Genomic DNA, 23,402 nt, shown 5'->3' on the forward strand with positions numbered 1-23,402 from the left:
AAAGAGGCACGAAGCACCTCGCATCGATGCGAGGGCGAGACACATACGGAATCAGCATTCGCTCCGTCCCTGTCTCGAAAGGCTTCCGCATGCCCACCGTCTCCGCGCACGTCGCCCTCACCCTCGCCCAGCACATCGACGCCGTCTTCGGCGTGATGGGCAACGGGAACGCCTACTTCCTCGACGCCCTCGAGAAGCAGACGGATGCCGTGTTCACGGCCGTCCGCCACGAGCAGGGCGCGGTGGTCGCCGCCGACGCGCACTTCCGCGCCTCCGGTCGCATCGCGGCCGGCACGTCGACCTACGGCGCCGGGTTCACGAACACGATCACGGCGCTGGCGGAGGCGGTGCAGGCGCACGTGCCGCTCGTGCTCGTGGTCGGCGACGAGCCCACCTCCGGCCCGCGCCCGTGGGACGTCGACCAGATCGCCCTCGCGTCCGCCGTCGGCGCCCGGACCTACACCGTCGGACGAGCGGATGCCGCGGCGACGACCGTCATCGCGATCGAGCACGCGCTCACCTATCGCGTGCCGGTGGTGCTGGCGATCCCCTATGACGTGGCGGCGCTCGACGCCGGGGAGGTGCCGCCGGCGCCCGAGCCCCGCGTGCCTGCTCCCCTCGCTCCGCGCGGCGAGTTCGCGGGCGGGATGCTCGACGAGATCGCCCAGGCTCTCGCCGGGGCGGAGCGGCCCTTCCTCCTCGCCGGCCGTGGCGCCTGGCTGGCCGGGGCCGGGGCCGCGCTCGGCGAGCTCGCCGCGGCGACCGGGGCGCTGACCGCGTCCTCCGCGCTCGGCCGCGGCGTCTTCCCGGAGGCGCAGTACGACCTCGGCGTGGCCGGCGGCTTCGGCGCCGACGGCGCGATGGAGCTCATCCGCACCGCTGACGTCGCGGTCGTCTTCGGTGCCTCCCTGAACCAGTTCACGATGCGCTTCGGCGAGCTGTTCGCTCCGGGCACCCGCGTGTTCCAGGTGGACATCTCCCCGGCCGCCACACATCCGCACGTCGGCGGCTTCGTGCGCGGCGACGCCCGCCTCGCCGCGGAGGAGCTGGTGCGGCGCGTGACGGGTGCCACGGCATCCGCCCCGGCTTCCGAGCACGGCTTCGGAGCTGAGAGCCGACACGCCGAGGCCGTGCCCTCAGCCAAGGGCGTGTCGGATGCCGCCTCCGAAGCTGTGCCCGCACGCCCATGGCGGGAGACCGTGGACGTGCCCGCGGCCCGCGCGTACGCGCCGGGCGACGACCTCGCCCCTGACGGGCGTCTCGACCCGCGCTCCGCGGCGCGCCGCATCGCGGAGCTGCTGCCCCAGGACCGCGTCGTGGTGTCGGACGGCGGGCACTTCATCGGCTGGGCGAACATGTACTGGCCGGTCGCGGCTCCCGACCGCATGATGATGGTCGGCACCGCCTTCCAGTCGATCGGCCAGGGCTGGCCGAGCGTGGTCGGCGCCGCCCTCGCCCGCCGGGAGTCGACGGTCGTGCTCACCTCCGGAGACGGCGGCGGCCTGATGGCGATCGCCGACCTCGAGTCGGCCGTGCGCGCCGCGGGCGGCCGCGGCATCGCGGTGATCTGGAACGACGCCGCCTACGGCGCGGAGGTCAACCTCTACGGCCTGAAGGGCCTCGCCGAGGGGCCCATGCGCATCCCCGAGGTGGACTTCGCCGCGTTCGGCGCTGCCGTCGGCGCGGAGGGCGTCGTCGTGCGCACCCTCGCCGACCTCGACCGGCTGGAGACCTGGGCCGCCGAGGATGCCGCCACCCGCCGCTTCCTCCTGCTCGACCTGCGCATCTCCGGAGACGTGATCGCCCCGTACCAGCAGGAGATCATCCGCGTGAACTCGTGACCTGGATAGGCTGAGCGGATGCCCGCCATCCGCAACATCAGCGTCGGCCTGCCCGTCAAGGAGGGTCACGTCCTCGTGCTCTCAGGCCGGGATGCTCACAAGGGACTCGACTTCCACCGCGCGATCGGCGGCGGGATCGAGTTCGGCGAGCGCGCGGCAGATGCCCTACGCCGGGAGTTCCTGGAAGAACTCGGGGTCATCGTCGACGACTGCGCGCTGCTCGGCGTGCTCGAGAACATCTTCACGTACGAGGGCGAGCTCGGGCACGAGATCGCGCACGTCTACGCGGTGACGTCGGCGGAGATCGACGCAATACCGCTGGATGCCGAGTTGTACGTGCTCGATGAGGGAAGCCCGGTGCGCTGGGTGTCCGTTGACATCATCCGCTCCGGATCGCGCCCGCTCTTCCCCGAGGGCGCTGCGGAGGCGCTGCTCACCCTCATCAACTAAGCCCACCCGAACTCGCTGGGCACGGCCTGGCCAGTGAGATCAGGCAAACCACCCGAGATCCGGCCGCCGATGCGTTCATCGATCGGTTCTCGGGCGGTCGCCTGCATCTCCGGATATCGCTCAGTTCTGCGCGCCGTAGTCCGGCAGCTGCTGCAGCGTCCAGGTGTTGCCGTCCGGGTCGTCGAACCAGACGAAACGGCCCCAGCCGAGGTCCTCGACGCCCTTGGCCGTCACGCCGACCGCCTCGAGCTGCGCCTTCGCCTCGTCGGCATCCGGCACGACCACCTGGATGGTCTTCTGCTGCCCGGGCTCCAGGTCGATGCCGAGTCCGGTGCCGAACGCGATCGAGCAGGCCGAACCCGGCGGCGTCATCTGGACGAAGCGGAGCTCGTCGTTCACCCGCTGGTCGTGGTCGGGGTTGAAGCCGATCCGCGTGTAGAACTCCTTCGAGCGGTCGACATCCGTCACCGGCACGAAGATGAGCTCGATCTTCCAGGTCATTGCACACACCCTCCTGGCGGACTCCGTCGCCCGTCCGGGATCCACCGTATGCGGGGCCGCCGACATCGCACCAGGGGTTCCGCTACAGGGACGGGTGCGCTCAGGATGCCGGCAGGAACGCCCCCTCGAGGAAACCCTCGAGCTCGTCGACGGCATCCAGCGGGAGGATCGCGGCGACGTACTGGTCGGGGCGCACCACGATCACGACCCCCTCGCGCGAGAGCTCACGCGCCTCGAAGATGTCGGTCTCGGTCCACTTCGACGGGCCCGCCGCGTAGACCTTCTCCCAGTCGGTGAGGCCGAGCGGGCCGGTCTGGGGCTGGAACAGCTCCGGGGTCGTCGTGACCTCGATCTCCTCGTAGGGCTGCTGGTAGACGGCCTTCACGTCGAAGACGGCATCCACGTCGCCGGCCGACGGCGTGAAGCGGGTGAAGACCGGGGCCGCGGCATCCGCCCATGCGTTCAGTCGCGTGCCGTCGCGGTCCCCGAAGGCGTAGACGCGCCAGCGCCCGTCGGCCCTCGCGTGGTGGCCGAGGTGGATGACGTTCCCGTCGCCCACGCGCACCACCTCGGCGGACTTGAAGCGCTTGCCGAGCGGGAACCCGCCGGCGAGCGCCTGGTGCGCGTCGCTGCCGACGATCATCGAAGCCGTGTACTGCGTCATGAACCCAGACGGGAACTCCGCGGTGCCCAGGTAGAAGGTGGCGAGCTCCGTGGGGTCGCTGATCTCCTCGGGCTTGCGCGCCATCAGCGACGACCACTCGCGGTCGAAGTCGATGAGCTGCTGGGCGACGGGGTGCCGCTCGGCGCCGTAGGTCTCGAGGAGCGTCTCAGGGCTGCGTCCCGTGAGCACCGAGCCGAGCTTCCAGCCGAGGTTGAAGCCGTCCTGCATGGACACGTTCATGCCCTGGCCGGCCTTGGCGCTGTGCGTGTGGCAGGCGTCGCCGGTGAGGAACACCCGCGGATGCCGGTCCGATTCGAAGGCGTCGTCGAAGCCGTCGGTGACCCGGTGCCCTACCTCGTACACGCTGTGCCAGGCGACCTGCTTGACGTCGATGGAGTACGGATGCAGGATCGCGTTCGCCCTGCGGATGATCTCCTCGACCGGCGTCTGCCGCACGCGATGGTCGTCGTCCGCGGCGACCTCGCCCAGGTCGATGTACATGCGGCTGAGGTAGCCGCCCTCGCGCGGGATGTGCAGGATGTTGCCGGCTTCCGAGTTGATCGCGCACTTCGTGCGCCAGTCGGGGAAGTCGGTGTTCACGAGGACGTCCATCACGCCCCACGCGTGCGCGGCCATCTCGCCGACGTGCGTCCGGCCGATCGCGCCGCGAACGCCGCTGCGCGCGCCGTCGCAGCCGGCGACGTACTTCGCACGCACGGTGCGCTCCTCGCCCGCACGCTCCCCCGCGACGTATCGGATGCGCACCTCGACCGGATGCTCGCCCTCGTCGTGCACGGTGAGCCCGAGGAACTCCACGCCGTAGTCGGGCACGATGCGCCCGGGACCGTGCGCAGCCGCCTCGGCGAAGTAGTCCAGCACGCGCGCCTGGTTCACGATGAGGTGCGGGAACTCGCAGATGTCGTAGGCGTAGTCGGCGGTGCGCGCCGTGCGGATGATCTCGTCGGGCTTCTCGGGGTTCGGGCCCCAGAAGTTCATCCAACCGATGTTGTACGCCTCGGCGATGATGCGCTCGGCGAACCCGAACGCCTGGAAGGTCTCGACGCTGCGCGGCTGGATGCCGTCGGCCTGGCCGAGCACGAGGCGCCCCTCGCGCTTCTCGATGATCCGCGTCGACACGTCGGGGTACTGCGACATCTGCGCGGCGAGCAGCATGCCCGCGGGCCCGGAGCCGACGATGAGCACGTCGATCTCGTCCGGGAGGTCGGCGGGACGGTCGGCGCCGAGGCCCTCGGCGTCCTTCACGCGCGGGTCGCCGGACACGTAGCCGTGGTGGTGGAACTGCATCGTCGTCGATTTCCTTCCGGACTGCTCTGTCAGGTCTTGCGGGGTGAGATTGAGTGTTCTATATTCGAACACGACGTTCTACTATTGAACACAGCTTAGAGAGCACCGCCGCCGAGCGCAAGGGAGAGCAGCCATGCCCGACGTCACGAGCCCCGCTTCGCAGACCCTCAGCCGCGGCATCCGGATCCTCGAGGTGCTGGCCGACGCCCGCGGGCCGCTGACGATCGACGAGATCGCGACCCGGCTCGGCGTGCATCGCTCGATCGCCTACCGCCTGCTGCGCACTCTCGAGGACCACCGGCTCGTCGCGCGGGACGCCGCGGGTGCGGTGACCCTGGGCGCGCGCATGGCCGCCCTCGCGGCCGGCGTCGCGCACGACCTCCAGGCCGAGGCCCTCCCGGAGCTCACGGCGATCGCCAACGAGCTGGGCATGACGTGCTTCCTCGCCGTGCTCGACGGCGACGACTGCATCACGCTCGCCAGCATCGAGCCCCGGCATGCGGTCGCGAGCGTGGCGCAGCGCCCGGGCGCGCGGCATCCGGTGACCGTGGGCGCCCCCGGCAAGGCGATCCTCACGCAGGTCCCCTTCGCGCAGTGGCCGGCCGACGCCCCGGCCGCGCTGCGCGCCGACGTCGAGGCCGCGACCGCTCGAGGCTGGGCGACCAGTCACGACGAGGTCATCCCGACCGTGCAGTCGGTCGCGGTGCCGCTCCCCCTGCGCGGACAGCGCCCCGCGGCGATCGCTGTCGTGCACGTGGCCACCGATCTCGACGACGCCGACATCGCGGAGCGCCTGCAGCGCTCGGCCGCACTCATCCGGGAGTCGCTGGAGGGCTGAGCGGGCGCCGCCGCGGCCGCATCGCGGGGATGGATTCCGCTGTGCCGCTCCGCGCGGGAGCCGCGAGATCCACCCCCGTCGATCGGCGGGATCAGGGGTCAGGCCTTCGCGAGTCCCCGGATCGGGCTCACCGACTGCTCCTCCTCGTGGTCGGGACCGAGCGGGATGCCGGAGCGGTCGCGCAGCAGCAGCGTGGCGATGAGGCCCAGCAGCGTCATCCCGGCGAGGTACCAGGTCACCGCCTGCGTCGAGCCGGTCGCCTGCACGATCGCCGTCGCGATGGTCGGGGCGAACGCGCCACCGGCGATCGCGCCGATCGCGTACGAGATCGAGACGCCGGAGAAGCGGATGCTGGCCGGGAAGAGCTCGGTGTAGAGAGCCGCCTGCGGCCCGTAGGTGAAGCCGAGGCCGATCGTGAGGATCGCGAGACCCGCGAACAGCAGGCCGATCTGCCCCGTGTTCACGAGCGGGAACAGCGTGAACACGCCCACGAGCTGCAGCACCCAGCCGACGATGTACGTGGTGCGGCGCCCGATGCGGTCGGAGATCCAGCCGGCGAGGAGGGTCGTGAGCAGCCAGGTCACGGCGGAGCCGGCGACGGCCCACAGCACCGGTCCGCGATCGAGGCGCAGCGGACCCTCCGGGTTCGTCGCGTAGCCCTGGATGTACCCGCCGGTCGTCATGTAGCCGACGGCGTTGTTGCCCGCGAACACGAGCGCGGCGACGATCACGAGCAGGGCGTGCTTGGCGAACAGCTGCACGATCGGCATCTTCGCCTTCTCCTTGCGCTCGGCGAGTTCGGTGAAGACCGGGCTCTCCTCGACCTTGCGCCGCACGTAATAGCCGACGAGGATCAGCACCACGCTGAGCAGGAACGGGATGCGCCATCCCCAGGCGAGGAACTGGTCTCCGGGGGCGATCGCCGTCATCAGCGCCATCACGCCGGAGGCGAGCAGGAGCCCGAGCGGCACGCCGATCTGCGGAGAGGCGCCGAAGATGCCGCGCCTGGTGCGCGGGGCGTGCTCGACGGCCATCAGCACGGCACCGCCCCACTCGCCGCCGGCGGAGATGCCCTGGACGATCCGCAGCAGCACGAGGAGGATCGGCGCGGTGAGACCGATCGCCTGATAGGTCGGAAGCACGCCGATGAGGGCGGTCGCGGCGCCCATCAGGATCAGCGTCCACATGAGCACGGTCTTGCGACCGAGCTTGTCGCCGAAGTGCCCGGCGAGGAAGGCTCCGAGCGGACGGAACAGGAAGCTCACGCCGACCGTGGCGAAGGCGATCAGGGCACTGTTCGCGCCGAGCGGCTCGAAGAAGAGCTGCCCGAAGACCAGGCCGACGGCCGTGGCGTAGATGAAGAAGTCGTACCACTCGACGGTCGTCCCGACCACGGTGGCGAAGACGACGCGGCGGCGATCGGCCGGTGATGCGATGGTGCCGGTGGGCGTGAACCCATCGTGTGACTGCCCGCTCATGGGGTGTCTCCTTTGCTGGTGACGGCGTTGTCACGGCCCGCATCCGATGGTTCCCGGAATGCTTGCCGAGGGTGGGACCGATGATATATGATTTCGGATACGACGTACAGGGCGTCGACGACGAGCGCGAGGAGGCGCATCCGTGACGGCATCCATCAACCGCCCCGGCAAGATCATCGCGATCCATCTGAGCTACGCCTCACGCGCCGACCAGCGCGGGCGGCGCCCGGCATTCCCCTCCTACTTCTTCAAGCCCTCGAGCTCCGTCGGCGCCACCGGAGGCACGGTCGAGCGCCCTGCCGGCACCGAGCTGCTCGCCTTCGAGGGCGAGATCGCCCTCGTGATCGGCACCCCCGCACGCCGGGTGTCCCTCGAGGACGCCTGGTCGCACGTCGGCTGGGTGACGGCCTCGAACGACCTCGGCCTCTACGACCTGCGCGCGAACGACAAGGGCTCGAACGTCCGCTCCAAGGGCGGAGACGGCTACACCCCGCTCGGCCCCGAGCTCATCGACGCCCGCATCGTCGACCCGGCCGCCCTGCGCGTGCGGGCCTGGGTGAACGGCGAGCTCCGCCAGGACGACACGACGGCCGGCCTCATCTTCCCGCTGGCGCAGCTGGTCGCCGATCTCTCGCAGCACTTCACGCTCGAGCCCGGCGACGTCATCCTCACCGGCACCCCCGCGGGATCCTCGGTGATCGTGCCCGGCGACGTCGTCGAGATCGAGGTGGATGCTCCGGATGCTCCCGGCGCGCCGACCTCGGGCCGCCTGGTCACCACGGTCACCCAGGGCGAGGTCCCATTCGACGGCGAGATCGGCTCGCTCCCCGCCGTCGACGACCTGCAGCGCACCGAGGCCTGGGGATCGCGCGAGGCGGCCGGGCTGCCGCCGGTCGACGCTTCGACGGGCTCAGCGACCCAGCCCGCAGGCCTCTCCCCCGAGCTGCGCGCGAAGCTGCTCGAGGCGCCGACCGCCGGTCTCTCCGCCCAGCTGCGCAAGCGCGGTCACCACTCCTGCTTCATCGACGGCGTCTCCGCGAACATCGCAGGGGCGAAGATCGTCGGCACGGCGAAGACGCTGCGCTTCGTGCCCTTCCGCGAGGACCTCTTCAAGAGCCACGGCGGCGGCTACAACGCCCAGAAGCGCGCGTTCGACGCGGTGGAGGAGGGCGAGATCATCGTCATCGAGGCGCGCGGCGACGACAGCACCGGGACCCTCGGCGACATCCTCGCACTCCGTGCCAGGGCCCGCGGCGCGGCCGGCGTCGTCACCGACGGCGGGGTACGAGACTACGACGCCGTCGCCGAGATCGGCCTTCCCGTCTTCTCGCAGGGCGCCCACCCGTCCGTCCTCGGCCGCAAGCACGTCCCGTGGGACGTCGATGTCACGATCTCCTGCGGCGGCGCGACCGTGCAGCCGGGGGACATCATCGTGGGCGACGGCGACGGCGTGATCGTCATCCCGCCGGCACTGGTCGAGGAGGTCGTCGACGACGCCCTCGCCCAGGAGATCGAGGATGCCTGGATCGCGGAGCAGGTCGCGGCCGGCCACCCTGTCGACGGGCTGTTCCCGATGAACGCGGAGTGGCGTGCGAAGTACGACGCGGAGACACGCCGGTGACCACGCTCGCGAGCGCCAGCAAGTCGGAGCAGGCCTATCAGTGGATCCGCTCCCGGATCTCCGGCCAGGCCTTCGGCCCGGGCTACCGGCTCGTGCTCGGGTCCATCGCCGAAGAGCTCGACATGAGCGTGGTGCCGGTGCGCGAGGCGATCCGCCGCCTCGAAGCCGAGGGCCTGGTGACCTTCGAGCGGAACGTCGGAGCCCGCGTGACCCTCGTCGACGAGAGCGAGTACGCGCACACGATGCAGACGCTCGGCCTCGTCGAGGGCGCGGCGACCGCGCTCTCCGCTCCCCTGCTCGGCTCCGACGCCCTCGCCGAGGCGGCCGAGGTCAACGAGCGGATGGCGCGGCTGCTCGAGCACTTCGACGCGCATGCCTTCACCGAGCTGAACCGCCGGTTCCACTCCGTGCTGTTCGAGCCGTGCCCGAATCCGCACCTGCTCGACCTCGTGCACCGCGGCTGGGCGCGCCTCTCCGGCATCCGCGACTCGACGTTCGCGTACGTGCCGGGCCGCGCCCAGCACTCCGTCGACGAGCACACCCACATCCTCGAGCTGATCCGCGACGGCGCCGACGCCCTCGAGATCGAGCTCGCCGCCCGAAACCACCGCTGGCGCACGAGGGACGCGTTCCTCGAAGCGCTGCACAGCCGTTCCCACAACACCCCAGGAGAGTTCTGATGGCCGATTCCCGCATCCCCGCCGATCTTCCCGACCGCATCCAGCACTACATCGACGGGGCGTTCGTCGACTCGATCGACGGCGACACCTTCGACGTCCTCGATCCGGTGACGAACCAGACGTACACGACCGCGGCGGCAGGCAAGAAGGCCGACATCGAGCTCGCGGTGGCCGCGGCGAAGCGCGCCTTCGACGAGGGGCCCTGGCCGCGGATGCTCCCGCGCGAGCGCAGCCGCGTGCTGCACCGCATCGCCGACATCGTGGAGTCGCGCGACGCCCGCCTCGCCGAGCTGGAGTCCTACGACTCCGGGCTCCCGATCACGCAGGCTCTGGGCCAGGCCCGCCGCGCCGCCGAGAACTTCCGCTTCTTCGCGGACCTTATCGTCGCCCAGGCGGATGACGCGTTCAAGGTGCCCGGCAAGCAGATGAACTACGTGAACCGCAAGCCGATCGGCGTCGCCGGCCTCATCACGCCGTGGAACACGCCGTTCATGCTCGAGTCCTGGAAGCTCGGCCCCGCCCTGGCGACGGGAAACACCGTCGTGCTCAAGCCGGCCGAGTTCACCCCCTTGTCGGCCTCCCTCTGGGCGGGCATCTTCGAGGAGGCGGGACTGCCGCAGGGCGTCTTCAACCTCGTCAACGGCCTCGGCGAGGACGCCGGAGACGCGCTGGTGAAGCACCCCGACGTGCCGCTCATCTCGTTCACCGGAGAGAGCCGCACCGGCCAGATCATCTTCGGCAACGCCGCCCCGTTCCTGAAGGGCCTGTCGATGGAGCTCGGCGGCAAGTCCCCCGCCGTCGTGTTCGCGGATGCCGACCTCGAGGCCGCGGTCGACGCGACCATCTTCGGCGTCTTCTCCCTCAACGGCGAGCGCTGCACCGCCGGCTCGCGCATCCTCGTGCAGCGCGACATCTACGACGAGTTCGTCGAGCGCTACGCCGCGCAGGCGAAGCGCGTCAAGGTCGGCTACCCGCACGACCCTGCCACCGAGGTCGGCGCGCTGGTGCACCCGGAGCACTACGAGAAGGTCATGAGCTACGTCGAGATCGGCAAGGGCGAGGGCCGTCTCGTCGCCGGCGGCGGCCGCCCGGAGGGCTTCGACGAGGGCAACTTCGTCGCGCCGACCGTGTTCGCCGACGTCTCCCCCGACGCCCGCATCTTCCAGGAGGAGATCTTCGGCCCGGTCGTCGCGATCACGCCCTTCGACACCGATGAGGAGGCGCTGGCGCTCGCGAACAACACGAAGTACGGTCTCGCCGCGTACATCTGGACGAACGACCTCAAGCGGGCGCACAACTTCGCCGGCGCCGTCGAGGCGGGCATGGTGTGGCTGAACAGCAACAACGTGCGCGACCTCCGCACCCCGTTCGGCGGAGTGAAGGCCTCGGGTCTCGGCCACGAGGGCGGCTACCGCTCGATCGACTTCTACACCGACCAGCAGAGCGTGCACATCACGCTCGGCGGCGCCCACAACCCCACCTTCGGCAAGAACTGAGCAAGGACGCTGAGATGACCAACCGCGACGACATGACGCTGACCTCGTCAGGCTTCTACGTGAGCCAGGAGGCGCCCATCCATCCGGACAACCCCACCCCCACCCCGAAGAGCACCCCGCCGGACGTGCTGCGCTGCGCGTACATGGAGCTCGTGGTCACCGACCTCGCCGCCTCCCGCCAGTTCTACGTCGACATCCTCGGCCTGTACGTCACCAGCGAGGACGACGAGGTGATCTACCTCCGCTCCACCGAGGAGTTCATCCACCACAACCTGGTGCTGCGAAAGGGACCGATCGCCGCCGTCGCCGCGTTCTCGTACCGTGTGCGCACCCCGGAGGACCTCGACCGCGCCGTCGAGTTCTACACCGAGCTGGGCTGCGACGTGCGCCGCAACCCCGACGGCTTCGTCAAGGGCATCGGCGACTCGGTGCGCGTGGTCGACCCGCTCGGCTTCCCCTACGAGTTCTTCCACCAGACCGACCACGTGGAGCGGATGTCGTGGCGCTACGACCTGCACATCCCCGGCGAGCTCGTGCGCCTGGACCACTTCAACCAGGTCACCCCCGACGTGCCGCGCGCCGTGAAGTTCATGCAGGACCTCGGCTTCCGCGTCACCGAGGACATCCAGGACGAGGAGGGCACCGTCTACGCCGCGTGGATGCGCCGCAAGCCCACCGTGCACGACACCGCCATGACCGGCGGCGACGGGCCGCGCATGCACCACGTGTGCTTCGCGACCCACGAGAAGCACAACATCCTCGCGATCTGCGACAAGCTCGGCGCACTGCGCCGCTCCGACGCGATCGAGCGCGGTCCCGGCCGGCACGGCGTGTCCAACGCCTTCTACCTGTACCTGCGCGACCCCGACGGCCACCGCGTCGAGGTGTACACGCAGGACTACTACACGGGCGACCCGGACAACCCCGTCATCACGTGGGACGTGCACGACAACCAGCGCCGCGACTGGTGGGGCAACCCGGTCGTGCCCTCCTGGTATACCGACGCCTCTCTGGTGCTCGATCTGGACGGCAACCCGCAGCCGGTCGTCGCCCGCACGGACTCCTCGGAGATGGCGGTGACCATCGGCGCCGACGGCTTCTCGTACACCCGCCCGGACGAGGGCGAGGAGTCGATGCCGGAGTGGAAGCAGGGCGAGTACAAGCTGGGCCACCAGCTGTGACCCTCCCCGCGGAGACCATCGCGGAGATCGCCGCTGAGCTGGCCGAGGCCGACCGGACGCACGGCGTGATCCCGCGGATCACCGCCCGCTACCCGGAGGCGACGGTGGAGGACTCGTACGCGATCCAGGGCGTCTGGCGCGACTCTCAGATCGCGGACGGACGGAAGCTGGTGGGCCGCAAGATCGGCCTCACGTCGAAGGCGATGCAGCAGGCGACGGGGATCACCGAGCCCGACTACGGCGTCATGTTCGACGACACCGTCTACGAGTCCGGCTCGGAGATCCCGGTCGACCACTTCTCGAACGTCCGCATCGAGGTCGAGCTCGCGTTCGTGCTGAAGCATCCGCTCGAGGGTCCCGACTGCACCCTCGACGACGCGCTCGCAGCGATCGACTACGCCGTGCCGGCGCTCGAGGTGCTGAACTCGCACATCGAGCTCGAGGGCCGCACGATCGTCGACACGATCAGCGACAACGCGGCCTACGGCGCGATGGTGCTCGGTGACGTGCACAAGCGGCCGGACGAGATCGACCTGCGCTGGGTGCCCGGCGTGCTGTCGCGCAACGGCGAGATCGAGGAGACCGGGGTCGCCGCCGGCGTCCTCGGTCATCCCGCCACCGGCGTCGCATGGCTCGCGAACAAGTTCCACCAGCACGGCGCGCGCCTGGAAGCCGGGGAGATCATCCTGGCAGGATCGTTCACGCGCCCGATGTGGGTGTCGCGCGGCGACGAGGTGCTGTGCGACTACGGACCGATGGGAACCATCTCATGCCGCTTCGTCTAGACCCCTCCTTCCGCGAGCGGATCGCCGGCTCCGACCGCGCGCTCATCGGCATGTGGGCCTGTTCCGGCAGCCCCCTGGTGACCGAGGTGGCCGCGGGCTCCGGCCTGGACTGGCTCCTCATCGACATGGAGCACTCCGCCAACACGCTGGAGAGCGTGCTGGTGCAGCTGCAGGTCGCCGCCGCCTACCCGATCGCGCCGGTGGTGCGGGTGCCGTGGAGCGACCCCGTCGCGATCAAGCAGGTGCTCGACCTCGGCGCGCAGAACATCATCGTGCCGATGGTCTCGTCGGCGGAAGAGGCGCGTGCCGCCGTGTCGGCGACCCGCTACCCGCCGGAGGGCGTGCGCGGCGTGGGCAGCGCCCTCGCCCGCAGCGCGCGCTGGAACCGCGTGGAGCGGTACCTGAACGAGTCGGCGCAGCACACCTCGCTGACCGTGCAGATCGAGACGGCAGCCGGAGTGGATGCCGCCGCCGAGATCGCGGCCGTCGACGGCGTGGATGCGGTGTTCGTCGGCCCGTCCGACCTCTCCGCCTCCATGGGACTGCTCGGTCAGCAGACGCACCCTGAGGTCGTGGCTGCCGTCGAGAAGGTCTTCGCCGCCGTGCAGGGCGCCGGCAAGCCGGTCGGCGTCAACGCCTTCGACCCCGCCGCGGCCGACGCCTACATCGCGGCCGGTGCGGACTTCGTCGCGGTGGGCGCGGACGTGGCGCTGCTCGCCCGTGCGTCCGAGTCGCTCGCGGCCCGGTTCATCCCGGCATCCGACGGGGTCACCCGCGCGAGCTACTGAGTCAGGGCCGCGTAGGCGTCCATCCCGCCGGCCAGGTTCCGCAACGGGGTCCCGGCCGGCGCGGATGCGGCGAGCGCGTCGATCGCACGCGCCGAGCGGATGCCGGCCTGGCAGGTGACGACGATGTCGCGCCCGTCCGCCGCGCCCGCCCCGAGCGCCTCGGCGACCGCCGGCCAGCCCTCGGCGAGGATCCGGTCCAGCGGCACAGGCACCGAGCCCTCGATGGCGTGAACGGACCTCTCGGCGCGCGTGCGCACGTCGACCACGGCGATCCCCTGCCCGCCGTGCTCGAGACGCGCGGCGACCTCGCCGGCCGTGATGTCGTCGTCTCTCCCCTGCTGCGACAGCGCCCGGCAGGCGACCGCCACCTCCTCGAGGTCCGCGACCGGCGGCCGTTCGGGGTCGGCGGTGAAGCGCAGCTCGTCCCAGCGGGCGGACAGCGCGTCGTAGCGGGCGAGCCGCCCGATCAGCGGCTCCCCGATCCCGCAGAGGAGCTTCAGCGCCTCGGCGGCCATGGCCGACCCGACGGCCCCGCAGAGCACGCCGAACACGCCGCCCGTCGCGCACGACTCGATCGACCCGGCATCCGGGATGTCGGGGAAGAGGTCGCGGAGCATCGGGCCGTGGCCGGGGTGGAAGACGCTGACCTGGCCGGCGAAGCGGTGGATGCTCCCCCACACCACGGGTGTGCCGGTGAGCTCCGCGGCGTCGTTCACCAGGTAGCGGGTGGCGAAGTTGTCGCTGCCGTCGAGCACCAGATCGTGGTCGCGGAACAGCGCGAGCGCGTTGTCCGGGCCGAGCCGTTCGACCAGGGCGGTGACGTCGACGGCGGAGTCGCGCAGCGCGACCGCGTCGCGGGCGGACTCCGCCTTGGGCCTGCCGACGTCGCCCTCGGTGTGCAGCACCTGGCGCTGCAGGTTCGTGCGCTCGACCCGGTCGTCGTCGATCACGGTGATCCGGCCGACGCCGGCCGCGGCGAGGTACTGGATCACAGGCGCGCCGAGGCCGCCCGCCCCGATCGCGAGCACGCGCGAGGCGGCGAGGCGCCGCTGGCCGAGCGCGCCGACCCCCGGGAGCGTGAGGTGCCGGGCGAACCGCGCGGCGCGCGACGGAGAGAGGGGCGGGCCGGGCTCGACGAGAGCGGGCAGGCTCACAGGTCGTCCTCCGACGGTCGCGCGGCGATCAGTCCCTCGGCGGCCGACGAGGCGAACGCGAGCGGGCGCTTCGGGATGCGGCCCGCGGCCCTGGCCAGCCGGCCGGCTTCCACGGCGGACCGCATCGCCCTGGCCATGCCGGCCGGGTCCTGAGCCCGCGTGACGGCGCTCGCCAGCAGCACCGCGTCGACGCCCAGCTCCATCGCCAGCGCGGCATCGGATGCCGTCCCCACGCCCGCGTCGAGCACGACCGGCACCGACGCGCGCGACACGATCGTCTCGATGTTGTGCGGGTTGAGGATGCCGAGGCCGCTGCCGATGGGCGAACCGGCCGGCATGACGGCGCTGACGCCGACGTCCTCCAGTCGTCGCGCGAGGGCAGGGTCGTCGTTGGTGTAGGCGAAGACCCGGAAGCCGGAGGCCGCGAGCTCCTCGGCGGCGCGGAACAGCTCCACAGGATCGGGCAGCAGAGTCTCCTCGTCGGCGATCACCTCGAGCTTGATCCAGTCGGTCTCCAGCGCATCCCTGGCGAGCTGCGCCGTGAGGATCGCATCGCGGGCGGTGTAGCAGCCGGCCGTGTTGGGCAGCGCCCGCACGCCGAGGCGCTCGAGCATCGCGAAGACCGAGTCCCGCCCCGCAGGCGAGAAGCGGCGGATCGCGACCGTGGTGATCTCGGTGCCGGAGGCGACGAGCGCGTCCTCGAGCAGCGACAGGCTGGAGGCGCCCCCGGTGCCCATGATCAGGCGCGAGGAGAACGTCTCCCCCGCGACGGTGAACGGATCGGTGGCGGTGACGGTGAGGCTCATAGGTGCTCGTCTCGTGTGAGGGGAAGGGTGCTCAGCCGCCCTGGACGGCGGTGACGATCTCGATCTCGTCGCCCGGGGCGATGTCCCGGGCGACCCAGCGCCCTCGCGGGACAACGGTCCCGCCCACCGCCGCGGCGACCCCGAGACGACCGCCGTCGGCGCGCGAGCCGTCGGCGCGCAGCGCATGGCCGGTGAGATCGGCGACGACGCCGAGGAGGGTGGAGCCGGCGGGGACCTCGTGGTCGGCGCCGTTGAGGCGGACGGTGTGCAGGGTCGTCATCGCGAGCCTTCCGGTAGGGCGCCGACCAGGTCGGCGAGGGCGGGCGCGGTCCGCGAGCCGGCCGCCTCGCGGTCGCCGGCCGCGGTGAACCGTCGGTGATCCATGGCGGAGAGCAGCGCGGCGTCGACGTCTCGCCCCTCGGCGAGGTCGGCCCCCACCTCCGCAGCGAGCGGGGTGAGCAGCACGCCGTGCCGGTCGAAGCCGGTCGACACGACGAGGCCCGGTGAGACCCGGCCCAGCAGCGGTACGGCATCGGGGCTGCCGGGGCGGGGGCGGGCGAGCATCTCGACGATCTCGCACTCGCCGATGCCGGGGACGACCGTGTCCGCATCGCGGAGCAGCGCGAGCACGGATCCGGCCTGCACCCCCTCGACGCTGCCCTCGCGCACCGACGCCCCGAGGACGACGGTGCCGTCGTCCCGCGGCACGAGATACACCGACCGTCCGCGCACCTGTGCACGGACCGTGAGCGTCAGGAGCGGGCGCAGCCCCTCCGGAATCCGCAGCCGGAGGATGTCGCCCCAGACGGGCCGCAGCGGGAGCGACGGGACGCCCTCGATCGCCGCGCTGCCGAGGCCGGCGGCGACCACGACCGCATCCGCCTCGATCTCCGTGCCCGACGCGAGGCGGATGCCGGTCGCCGCACCGGCCGTGCGGATCACCGCATCGACGCTCTCGGGCCGGACGCGGTCGCCGAGCACCGTGAGCAGGGCGGCGGTGACCTGCCGCGGGTCGACCTGGTGGTCGTCGACGGTGAGCACGGCGGAGGTGACCGCCGGGCCGAGCGCCGGTTCCCGCTCGCGCGCCGCGGAACCCGTCATCCGTTCCGCCGGCAGGCCGTGCGCGCGCTGCAGCTCCGCCAGCGCGGCGAGCGCCTCGCGATCGGCTGCGTCGACGCCGACCGAGAGCGTCCCGTCGACGCGGTGGCCGACGGCGTGCCCGGCGGAGGCGGCGAGCCGCGCCACGAATCCCGGGTAGCGCGCGGCCGACGCCGCCATGAGCGACATCAGCGCCTCCTGCCCCCAGGCGGCCTCGGCAGCGTGGGCGAGCATCCCCGCGGCGGCGTGGCTCGCTCCGCCGGCCGGCCGCGGATCGCAGACGGCGACGTCGTGTCCTCGACGGACCAGCTCGTCGGCGGTCGCCAGGCCGATGATCCCGGCGCCGATCACAGCGATGCGCATTGCGTGCCCTTTCCTACGACGGTATGACCCGTATCAGGTTCAGCGGTCGGCACGTGGCCCTCTCAGCCCCTCTGGGCTCCCGCGGACACCTCTACTCTAGGGCTATGCCCGCACTCCTCCCCTCCGTCGCCGACGCCGCCGGTCTCCGCGCCCGCCGCCGGGAGCTGCTCGCCGCCGCGAAACTGTACGTCTGCACCACCGCCCGCACCGCCGAGGGGGACCTGGCGGACTTCCTGGAGGCGGCGTACTCCGGAGGCGTCGACATCGTGCAGCTGCGCGACAAGGGGCTCGAGGCGCGCGCCGAGATCGAGGCGCTCGAGGTGCTCGCCGCCGTCGCCCGCCGTCACGGCAAGCTGTTCTCCGTCAACGACCGCGCGGACGTCGCGGCGCTCGTCGGCGCCGACGTGTTCCACGTCGGACAGGGAGATCTCACGACCGCGCAGGCCAGGGAGCTCCTCGGCGACGACGTCATCCTCGGCAGGTCGACGCACTCGGTGACGCAGGCTCTCGAGGCGGATGCCGATCCTGGGCTGGACTACTTCTGCGTCGGCCCGGTGTGGGAGACGCCGACCAAGCCCGGTCGCGCCGCGGTCGGACTCGGACCGCTCCGTGCCGTCGCGGCGACCGGCACCGCGAAGCCGTGGTTCGCGATCGGCGGGGTCTCCGCCGGGGAGCGCCTCGACGACGTGCTCGCCACCGGCGCCTCGCGTGTGGTGGTGGTCCGGGCGGTGACCGAGGCGGCCGACACGGAAGCGGTGGCGCGGTCGCTGCGCGCCCGCCTGGCGTGAGTCGTCCGTTCGTCACCGCCGGATCAAAAACCTTAACGTTGACGGGATTTGCCTGAGGCCGGTATCTTCGCCATACCCGACACCGTCGTCGGCCCCTACCCGAGGGAGCACTCATGGCTTCGTTCCGTCCCCTGGCGCGCGCCTGCGCAATCGCGGCTGCTGCGCTGATGTCCGTCTCACTGCTGGCCGGCGCCGGCCTCGCCTCCGCTTCGCCCGGCGCATCGCAGGGCAGACCCGTCGCAGCCACGTCGCTGGAGGGCCTCAGGATCCTCGTCACGAACGACGACTCGATGCGCGCCGACCGGCCGAACAACTCCGACGGCCTCGGCCTGTACGAGATCCGCCGCGCCCTCTGCAACGCCGGCGCCGACGTCGTCGTCATCGCCCCGTGGCAGGTGCAGAGCGGCCGCGGCTCCGCGGTCACCAACAGCGGCGTGCTGACGCTCGGCGAAGACCCCGTGATCACCAACGCCGGCGAGGACGTCAGCGCGGAGTACGCGGACGACTGCGCCGACGCGCCCTCGGGCGGCGCTGTCTTCGGCCTGTGCGTGCAGGACGGCCCGTGCCAGCCCACGAGCCCCAGCGCGACTCCCGCCGACACCGTGAAGTTCGCCACCCGCGGCGGCCTGCACGCGACGGTGGGCTGGGAGCACCCCGACCTGGTCGTCTCCGGCATCAACTCCGGCCTCAACGTGGCGAGTTCCGTGAGCGACTCCGGCACGGTGGGCGCCGCCCTCGCGGCCATCGAGCACGACATCCCGGCCGTCGCCTTCAGCACCGCGGGCACGAACGACCTCTCCAGCTTCCCGCTGGTGAACTACCGCTCGACCGCCGAGTGGGGTGCGCAGTTCCTCATCGGTCTCCGCGCCGAGGGCCTGCTCATGCAGAGCGAGTTCGGGCTCAACGTGAACTACCCGAACGTCTCGCAGGGCGCCGAGGCCCAGCCCGCCGTGTGGTCGTCCGTCGGCTCGCAGACGCTGGCCTACCACAGCTACGCCGTCCAGCCGAACGGCTCGTACCGGATCGTGCTCGGACTGTGCGCCGACGTGGCGGGTGAGGACCAGGCCTCGTGCGAGGAGGAGCGGTCGGATGCGGACGTCACCGCGTCCTGGTTCAACAGCACGATCTCGGTGACGCCGATCAGCTGGGACCGCACCTTCGGCTACAAGATGGGCGGGCAGCAGGAGCTCGCGCAGGTCGAGAAGTTCGTCGAGCACGACGCCCCTCGCCCCTGACACCCTGAATCGAGTCCCGGTGCGCTCCGCGAGCGCACCGGGACTCGTCGCATTCCGGCCGTGGCAGGATGGGCGGATGCGCAGACAACGGGCCCACCGGTGATGCGAGGCCTGGCCGCGATGCAGGACCGCGGCTTCCGCTGGTTCTTCCTCGCCCGCGCGATCACGATGATCGCCGGGTCGATGTCGTCGATCGCGCTCGCCTTCGCCGTGCTCGGCATCGACAACGCCCCGGATTCGCTGGCGATCGTGCTGACCATCCACACGCTCGCCAACGTCGTGTTCCTCATCTTCGGCGGCGTCGTGGCCGACCGGCTGCCCCGCGCCCTCGTCATCCAGACCTGTTACGTGGTCGACATCCTCTCGATCGGAACGACCGCCGCCCTCCTCTTCACCGGTACGGCGACGGTGCCGATGCTGGCGCTCCTGGCCGCGGTGAACGGCGCGTCGTCGGCGTTCGTGATGCCGGCGATGCAGGGCATCATCCCGCAGCTGACGACCCCCGAGCACCTGCAGCAGGCGAACGCGATGCTCTCGTTCGTGCGCTCGGCGACGACCATCGGCGGCCCGATCATCGCCGGCGTCATCGTGGCGACGGCGGGACCCGCCTGGGTGATGGTGATCCAGGGCGCGGGCTGGGCGATCGCGATCGTCCTGCTCGCGATGGTGCGGCTCCCTGCGCCGTCGCCGTCCGGGTCCAGCTTCTTCCGAGACCTGCGCACCGGCTGGCACGAGTTCTGGTCGCGCACCTGGATGTGGACGATCTGCCTCGCCTTCATGCTGCTCAACGCGATCCACATCGGCGCGTGGGGTGTCGCGGGGCCGTACCTCGCGAAGAACGACCCGCGCCTGGGCATCACCGGCTGGGGCTGGGTGGTCAGCGCCGAGGGCGCCGGCATCCTCGTGATGACGCTCATCCTCATGTGGTTGCCGCTGCGCCGCCCGCTGCGCTGGGGCATGCTCGCCGTGAGCGCGCTCGCGATCCCGCTGGCGATGCTCGGCCTGTACCCGCACGCCCTCCTCGTCGCGATCGCCGCCTTCGTCGCGGGCGCCGGGGTGGAGATCTTCAACACCGGCTGGAACGTCACCGAGATGGAGCAGATCCCGGGCGACAAGCTGTCGCGCGTGGCCAGCTACGACATGCTCGCCAGCTTCGTCGCGATGCCGGTCGGCACCCTCGCGTTCGGCTGGCTCATCGGGCACGTCGACGTGTCGGCACTGCTCGTCGGCTCGGCGATCGTGTACGCCGTCGTCGCCCTCGGCACGATGCTCATCCCGAGCGTGTGGCGCATGGGCCGTGCCGAGGGGGCCCTCGCCGAGGTCACCGCGTCGGTGGATTCATAGCAATCGGGGTGAGACTGTCCTCATGACCTTCGCCGCGCTTCAGCCTCTCGCCGACCGTGCCGCCCTGTTCACCGCCCTCCGCCAGGACCAGCTGCTCACCGCTGCGGAGGCGCTGGGCGAGCACCGTTGGGATGCCGACATGACGGACGGCACGATCATCTTCTCGGCGAATGCCGACGCATCGCGCCGGCTGGTCGCACGAGCGCACCTGATCGCGACGATCGCCCCGGCGCCCCGCTCGCTGCTGTGGGCCTGGGCGCACCCCCACGGCGACCGGAGCGGCATCGCCACGCGGCTGCGCGACTACGGCGCCGCGCACGGCATCGCCGAGCTGACCGTCGGCGAGCTCCCGTTCCCGGCCGACGCCGCGGGCGACGAGGACTGGATCGCGGCGGCCGCCCATCAGGTCGGCGGGGCGGCGGTCGAGATCACCGGCGGCTCGCCGTACTACTCGGCGCCGGTCGGCGGAGGGACCAGGGCGGTGTTCCTGCTCGACGCCCCGCTCCCGCCGCTGACCGTGTCCGGATCGGTGGCCTCGCTCCCCCGCATCCTCGCCGGACTCGATCTCCCCGACGCCCGCACCTCCGTGTGGGACCTCGCCCGGCTCGCCGGGTGGAATCTCACCTGGACCGACGAGGCCTACACCGGTGCGATCGTCGCCGACGCCGGCGGTCAGGCCGCCTTCCGCTTCGACGAGCAGGCCCGGATCACCGGCATCGAGGGTTCCCTGACCCCGCAGGCCTGAGGTCCACACGCTCTCCCACGGCTCCGGTCGCAGAAGAGCACAGTCCCACGCTCGAGCACCGTGCTCTTCTGCGACCGGAACGACGGGGTTGCCGCGGCATCCGTGCGAGGCGATCAGCGTCCGAGCCGCTGACGCGCGGTCTTCATGCCCGGGCCGATCGGGGCGTGCGTGGTCGCCGCGGCCAGGCCGAACGCGGGCATGTCGACATACACGGCCTCGAGGTCGGCGACGGGCACCTGATAGGTCTCGTGCCAGACGCCCACGCTGCCGGAGCCCTGCAGCGTGCGCATGAAGTCGCGCCACGGCTGCAGGTGCGGAGCATCGCGATCGGCGGCGAAGCGCTGCAGGTGCTCGGGACTCTCCCAGTACGACAGCAGCAGCGTCGTGCGGCCGAACCAGTTGTGGGCGCCGAGCATTCCGGCATCCGGATGCTGGGCGAGATGCCGCAGCATCGGCCCCATCTTGCCGGCGACGCGCGCGACCTTGGCGACCTGCCACCAGCGGTTGGCGCGCATCCCGATGAGGAAGACGGTGATGTCGGATCGCTCCGGGGTGGCGGTGAAGCGACCGGGGAAGACATGCTGGACCATCGGACCCTCCTTGGGGACATTGTTATGTAACGCTGTTATGCAACAACGTTACGATACGATCCATCCCATGGCAAGACCCGCGACCTACGACGAAGCCCTCCGCGACCGCCTCCTCGACATCACCGCCGAGACGGTGGACAGGGAGGGCCCGGAACGGATCAGCCTGCGCGACATCGCCCAGCGGGCCGGAACGTCGACCTCGGCGATCTACGCCCTGTTCGGCGGCAAGGCCGAGCTGCTGGTGGCGGTGATCGAGCACGGCTTCACGTCCTTCGGCACCGCGCAGGCCTCGACCGAGGGCGCGGGCCTCCGCGCTCTCGGTCTGGCGTATCGCGACTGGGCGAAGGCCAACCCCGCGCTGTACCGGCTGATGTTCGGCGGGGCGATCACCGACGCCGCGGGCTGCGCTCCGGACGCCGAGGTCATGAGCTCTGCGATGGCACCGCTGGTCCGGACGCTCGCGGCGCGCGTGCCCGAGGACGAGGTGATGACCGCCGCGGTGACCGTGTGGGCGCAGGTTCACGGCTCGGTGGCCCTGGAGCTCGCCGCGGTCGCCCCCGAGGTGACGGACTGGGACGTCGTCTACGCCGCGGCACTGGATGCCGTGGAGCGCGCCTTCCCGCCGCGCTGACGCGCCGCCCCCGGGTCGGGTTCCGGTCGCTCAGCCCGCTTCGGGTCGCTCAGCCCGCTTCCGGTCGCAGTCGAGCACAGTGCGCAGGCGCGAGACTGTGCTCAAGTGCGACCGGAGCGATACGGACAGGCCTCAGACCAGGCGCTCGGCGGCCTCGACCACGTTCGTCATCAGGAGGGCGACGGTCATCGGGCCGACGCCGCCCGGGTTCGGGGAGATCCAGCCGGCGACCTCGGCCACGTCCGGGTGCACGTCGCCGAAGACGAGGCTCTTGCCGGTCTCGGCATCCGTCTCGCGCGTGACGCCCACGTCGAGCACGGCGGCGCCCGGCTTCACGTCCTCGGCCTTGATGAGGTGCTTCACGCCTGCGCCGGCGACGATCACGTCGGCCTGGCGGAGGTACGGCGACATGTCTGGCGTGCCGGTGTGCACCTGGGTGACGGTCGCGTTGATGTCACGCCGGGTCAGCAGCAGTCCCATCGGGCGGCCGATGGTGACGCCGCGCCCGACGACCACCACGTGCTTGCCCTTGAGGTCGTAGTCGTTGCGCAGCAGCAGCTCGATCACGCCACGGGGCGTGCACGGCAGCGGCGTCGTGATCGGGCTGTTCACGTTCAGCACGAGCCGGCCGAGGTTGGTCGGGTGCAGGCCGTCGGCATCCTTCGCCGGGTCGATCCGCTCGAGGATCGCATCGGTGTCGAGGTGCTTCGGCAGCGGCAGCTGCACGATGTAGCCGTGGCACGCGGGGTCGGCGTTGAGCTCGTCGATCAGCGCCTCCACATCCTCCTGCGTGGCGTCGGCGGGGAGCTCGCGCTGGATCGAGTTCATGCCGATCGCCTCGGACTGGCGGTGCTTCATGCCCACGTACAGCTGGGATGCCGGGTCGGCGCCGACGAGCACGGTCGCGATGCCGGGGACGATGCCCTTCTCCTTGAGAGCGGCGACGCGCTCCGTGAGCTCGGCCTTGATGGATGCGGCTGCGGCCTTGCCGTCGAGGATCTTCGCGGTCATGTCAGGAGC

Annotated in this window: 23 protein-coding genes and 1 riboswitch; of the genes, 14 read left to right on the top strand and 9 right to left on the bottom strand. The window is 71.3% G+C overall.

Annotated elements, in window-relative coordinates; genetic code table 11:
- The first annotated feature begins 89 nt into the window (after positions 1-89).
- Positions 90-1,841 carry a thiamine pyrophosphate-binding protein gene (locus tag G6G98_RS06100; protein WP_164233222.1) on the top strand — a complete coding sequence of 584 codons (1,752 nt, stop codon included), beginning with the start codon at positions 90-92 and terminating at the stop codon, positions 1,839-1,841.
- An 18-nt stretch (positions 1,842-1,859) separates the two neighbouring features.
- A complete protein-coding gene (locus G6G98_RS06105) occupies positions 1,860-2,291 on the top strand; it encodes an NUDIX domain-containing protein (protein WP_164233220.1) in 432 nt (143 codons plus the stop codon).
- Between the two features lie 120 nt (positions 2,292-2,411).
- On the opposite strand, the gene G6G98_RS06110 is transcribed toward G6G98_RS06105, so the two are convergent.
- Complete coding sequence (locus G6G98_RS06110; RefSeq protein ID WP_067349830.1) at positions 2,412-2,792, bottom strand: VOC family protein; 381 nt, start codon at positions 2,790-2,792, stop codon at positions 2,412-2,414.
- Positions 2,793-2,892: 100 nt separating this feature from the next.
- Complete coding sequence (locus tag G6G98_RS06115) at positions 2,893-4,761, bottom strand: FAD-dependent monooxygenase (protein WP_164233218.1); 1,869 nt, start codon at positions 4,759-4,761, stop codon at positions 2,893-2,895.
- Positions 4,762-4,894: 133 nt separating this feature from the next.
- Between G6G98_RS06115 and G6G98_RS06120 the strand changes: the two genes are divergently transcribed.
- Positions 4,895-5,599, top strand: coding sequence for an IclR family transcriptional regulator (locus G6G98_RS06120; protein WP_164233216.1), 705 nt, complete (start codon positions 4,895-4,897; stop codon positions 5,597-5,599).
- A gap of 98 nt (positions 5,600-5,697) precedes the next feature.
- Here the strand turns inward: G6G98_RS06120 and G6G98_RS06125 are convergent, their stop codons facing one another.
- On the bottom strand, positions 5,698-7,077 hold the full coding sequence (locus G6G98_RS06125) for an MFS transporter (protein ID WP_164233214.1): 1,380 nt from the start codon (positions 7,075-7,077) through the stop codon (positions 5,698-5,700).
- A gap of 142 nt (positions 7,078-7,219) precedes the next feature.
- Between G6G98_RS06125 and G6G98_RS06130 the strand changes: the two genes are divergently transcribed.
- From G6G98_RS06130 to G6G98_RS06155, 6 genes are read left to right on the top strand one after another with little or no spacing between them, the layout of a single operon-like run.
- Positions 7,220-8,698 carry a fumarylacetoacetate hydrolase family protein gene (locus G6G98_RS06130; protein ID WP_164233212.1) on the top strand — a complete coding sequence of 493 codons (1,479 nt, stop codon included), beginning with the start codon at positions 7,220-7,222 and terminating at the stop codon, positions 8,696-8,698.
- Positions 8,695-9,378 (top strand): GntR family transcriptional regulator, encoded by a 684-nt coding sequence (locus G6G98_RS06135; RefSeq protein WP_164233210.1) that lies wholly within the window; start codon positions 8,695-8,697, stop codon positions 9,376-9,378. The genes G6G98_RS06130 and G6G98_RS06135 overlap by 4 nt, the downstream gene beginning before the upstream one ends.
- Positions 9,378-10,874: a 5-carboxymethyl-2-hydroxymuconate semialdehyde dehydrogenase gene (gene hpaE / locus G6G98_RS06140; RefSeq protein ID WP_067349814.1), complete on the top strand. Its 1,497-nt coding sequence runs from the start codon at positions 9,378-9,380 to the stop codon at positions 10,872-10,874. Before G6G98_RS06135 ends, hpaE begins: the two co-directional genes overlap by 1 nt.
- Before the next feature lie 14 nt (positions 10,875-10,888).
- Positions 10,889-12,055 (top strand): 3,4-dihydroxyphenylacetate 2,3-dioxygenase, encoded by a 1,167-nt coding sequence (hpaD, locus tag G6G98_RS06145; RefSeq protein WP_067349811.1) that lies wholly within the window; start codon positions 10,889-10,891, stop codon positions 12,053-12,055.
- Positions 12,052-12,840: a 2-keto-4-pentenoate hydratase gene (locus tag G6G98_RS06150; RefSeq protein WP_067349809.1), complete on the top strand. Its 789-nt coding sequence runs from the start codon at positions 12,052-12,054 to the stop codon at positions 12,838-12,840. The genes hpaD and G6G98_RS06150 overlap by 4 nt, the downstream gene beginning before the upstream one ends.
- Positions 12,825-13,628 (top strand): HpcH/HpaI aldolase family protein, encoded by an 804-nt coding sequence (locus tag G6G98_RS06155; protein WP_067349807.1) that lies wholly within the window; start codon positions 12,825-12,827, stop codon positions 13,626-13,628. The genes G6G98_RS06150 and G6G98_RS06155 overlap by 16 nt, the downstream gene beginning before the upstream one ends.
- Here G6G98_RS06155 and G6G98_RS06160 read toward each other — a convergent pair.
- From G6G98_RS06160 to thiO, 4 genes are all read right to left on the bottom strand, one after another.
- Positions 13,622-14,782: a ThiF family adenylyltransferase gene (locus tag G6G98_RS06160; protein ID WP_208321431.1), complete on the bottom strand. Its 1,161-nt coding sequence runs from the start codon at positions 14,780-14,782 to the stop codon at positions 13,622-13,624. The genes G6G98_RS06155 and G6G98_RS06160 overlap by 7 nt on opposite strands.
- Positions 14,779-15,588, bottom strand: coding sequence for a thiazole synthase (locus tag G6G98_RS06165; protein WP_067349802.1), 810 nt, complete (start codon positions 15,586-15,588; stop codon positions 14,779-14,781). The genes G6G98_RS06160 and G6G98_RS06165 overlap by 4 nt, the downstream gene beginning before the upstream one ends.
- A gap of 31 nt (positions 15,589-15,619) precedes the next feature.
- Positions 15,620-15,868, bottom strand: a complete 249-nt coding sequence (gene thiS / locus G6G98_RS06170; RefSeq protein WP_164233208.1) for a sulfur carrier protein ThiS — start codon at positions 15,866-15,868, stop codon at positions 15,620-15,622.
- On the bottom strand, positions 15,865-17,049 hold the full coding sequence (gene thiO / locus G6G98_RS06175; RefSeq protein ID WP_164233206.1) for a glycine oxidase ThiO: 1,185 nt from the start codon (positions 17,047-17,049) through the stop codon (positions 15,865-15,867). Before thiO ends, thiS begins: the two co-directional genes overlap by 4 nt.
- A riboswitch (TPP riboswitch) is annotated at positions 17,042-17,142 on the bottom strand. It overlaps the preceding gene by 8 nt.
- Before the next feature lie 11 nt (positions 17,143-17,153).
- Here thiO and thiE point away from each other — a divergent pair.
- The 4 genes from thiE to G6G98_RS06195 all read left to right on the top strand — a co-directional run bounded on the left by thiE (position 17,154) and on the right by G6G98_RS06195 (position 21,161).
- Complete coding sequence (gene thiE / locus G6G98_RS06180) at positions 17,154-17,837, top strand: thiamine phosphate synthase (protein WP_164233204.1); 684 nt, start codon at positions 17,154-17,156, stop codon at positions 17,835-17,837.
- Between the two features lie 113 nt (positions 17,838-17,950).
- Positions 17,951-19,072 (top strand): 5'/3'-nucleotidase SurE, encoded by a 1,122-nt coding sequence (gene surE / locus G6G98_RS06185; protein ID WP_067349791.1) that lies wholly within the window; start codon positions 17,951-17,953, stop codon positions 19,070-19,072.
- Positions 19,073-19,174: 102 nt separating this feature from the next.
- The gene (locus G6G98_RS06190) at positions 19,175-20,416 is read left to right on the top strand and encodes an MFS transporter (protein WP_067349788.1); all 1,242 of its coding nucleotides are present in this window, start codon (positions 19,175-19,177) and stop codon (positions 20,414-20,416) included.
- 22 nt (positions 20,417-20,438) lie between these two features.
- Positions 20,439-21,161: a DUF6882 domain-containing protein gene (locus tag G6G98_RS06195; RefSeq protein WP_164233200.1), complete on the top strand. Its 723-nt coding sequence runs from the start codon at positions 20,439-20,441 to the stop codon at positions 21,159-21,161.
- Positions 21,162-21,274: 113 nt separating this feature from the next.
- Here the strand turns inward: G6G98_RS06195 and G6G98_RS06200 are convergent, their stop codons facing one another.
- Positions 21,275-21,751 carry a DUF4188 domain-containing protein gene (locus tag G6G98_RS06200; protein ID WP_164233198.1) on the bottom strand — a complete coding sequence of 159 codons (477 nt, stop codon included), beginning with the start codon at positions 21,749-21,751 and terminating at the stop codon, positions 21,275-21,277.
- 67 nt (positions 21,752-21,818) lie between these two features.
- On the opposite strand from G6G98_RS06200, the gene G6G98_RS06205 reads away from it, so the two are divergent.
- On the top strand, positions 21,819-22,382 hold the full coding sequence (locus tag G6G98_RS06205; RefSeq protein ID WP_243842020.1) for a TetR/AcrR family transcriptional regulator: 564 nt from the start codon (positions 21,819-21,821) through the stop codon (positions 22,380-22,382).
- Positions 22,383-22,514: 132 nt separating this feature from the next.
- On the opposite strand, the gene G6G98_RS06210 is transcribed toward G6G98_RS06205, so the two are convergent.
- Complete coding sequence (locus G6G98_RS06210; RefSeq protein WP_067349776.1) at positions 22,515-23,393, bottom strand: bifunctional methylenetetrahydrofolate dehydrogenase/methenyltetrahydrofolate cyclohydrolase; 879 nt, start codon at positions 23,391-23,393, stop codon at positions 22,515-22,517.
- Positions 23,394-23,402 lie beyond the last annotated feature (9 nt).

The sequence above is a fragment of the Microbacterium hydrocarbonoxydans genome, assembly GCF_011752045.1.
Lineage (GTDB): Bacteria > Actinomycetota > Actinomycetes > Actinomycetales > Microbacteriaceae > Microbacterium.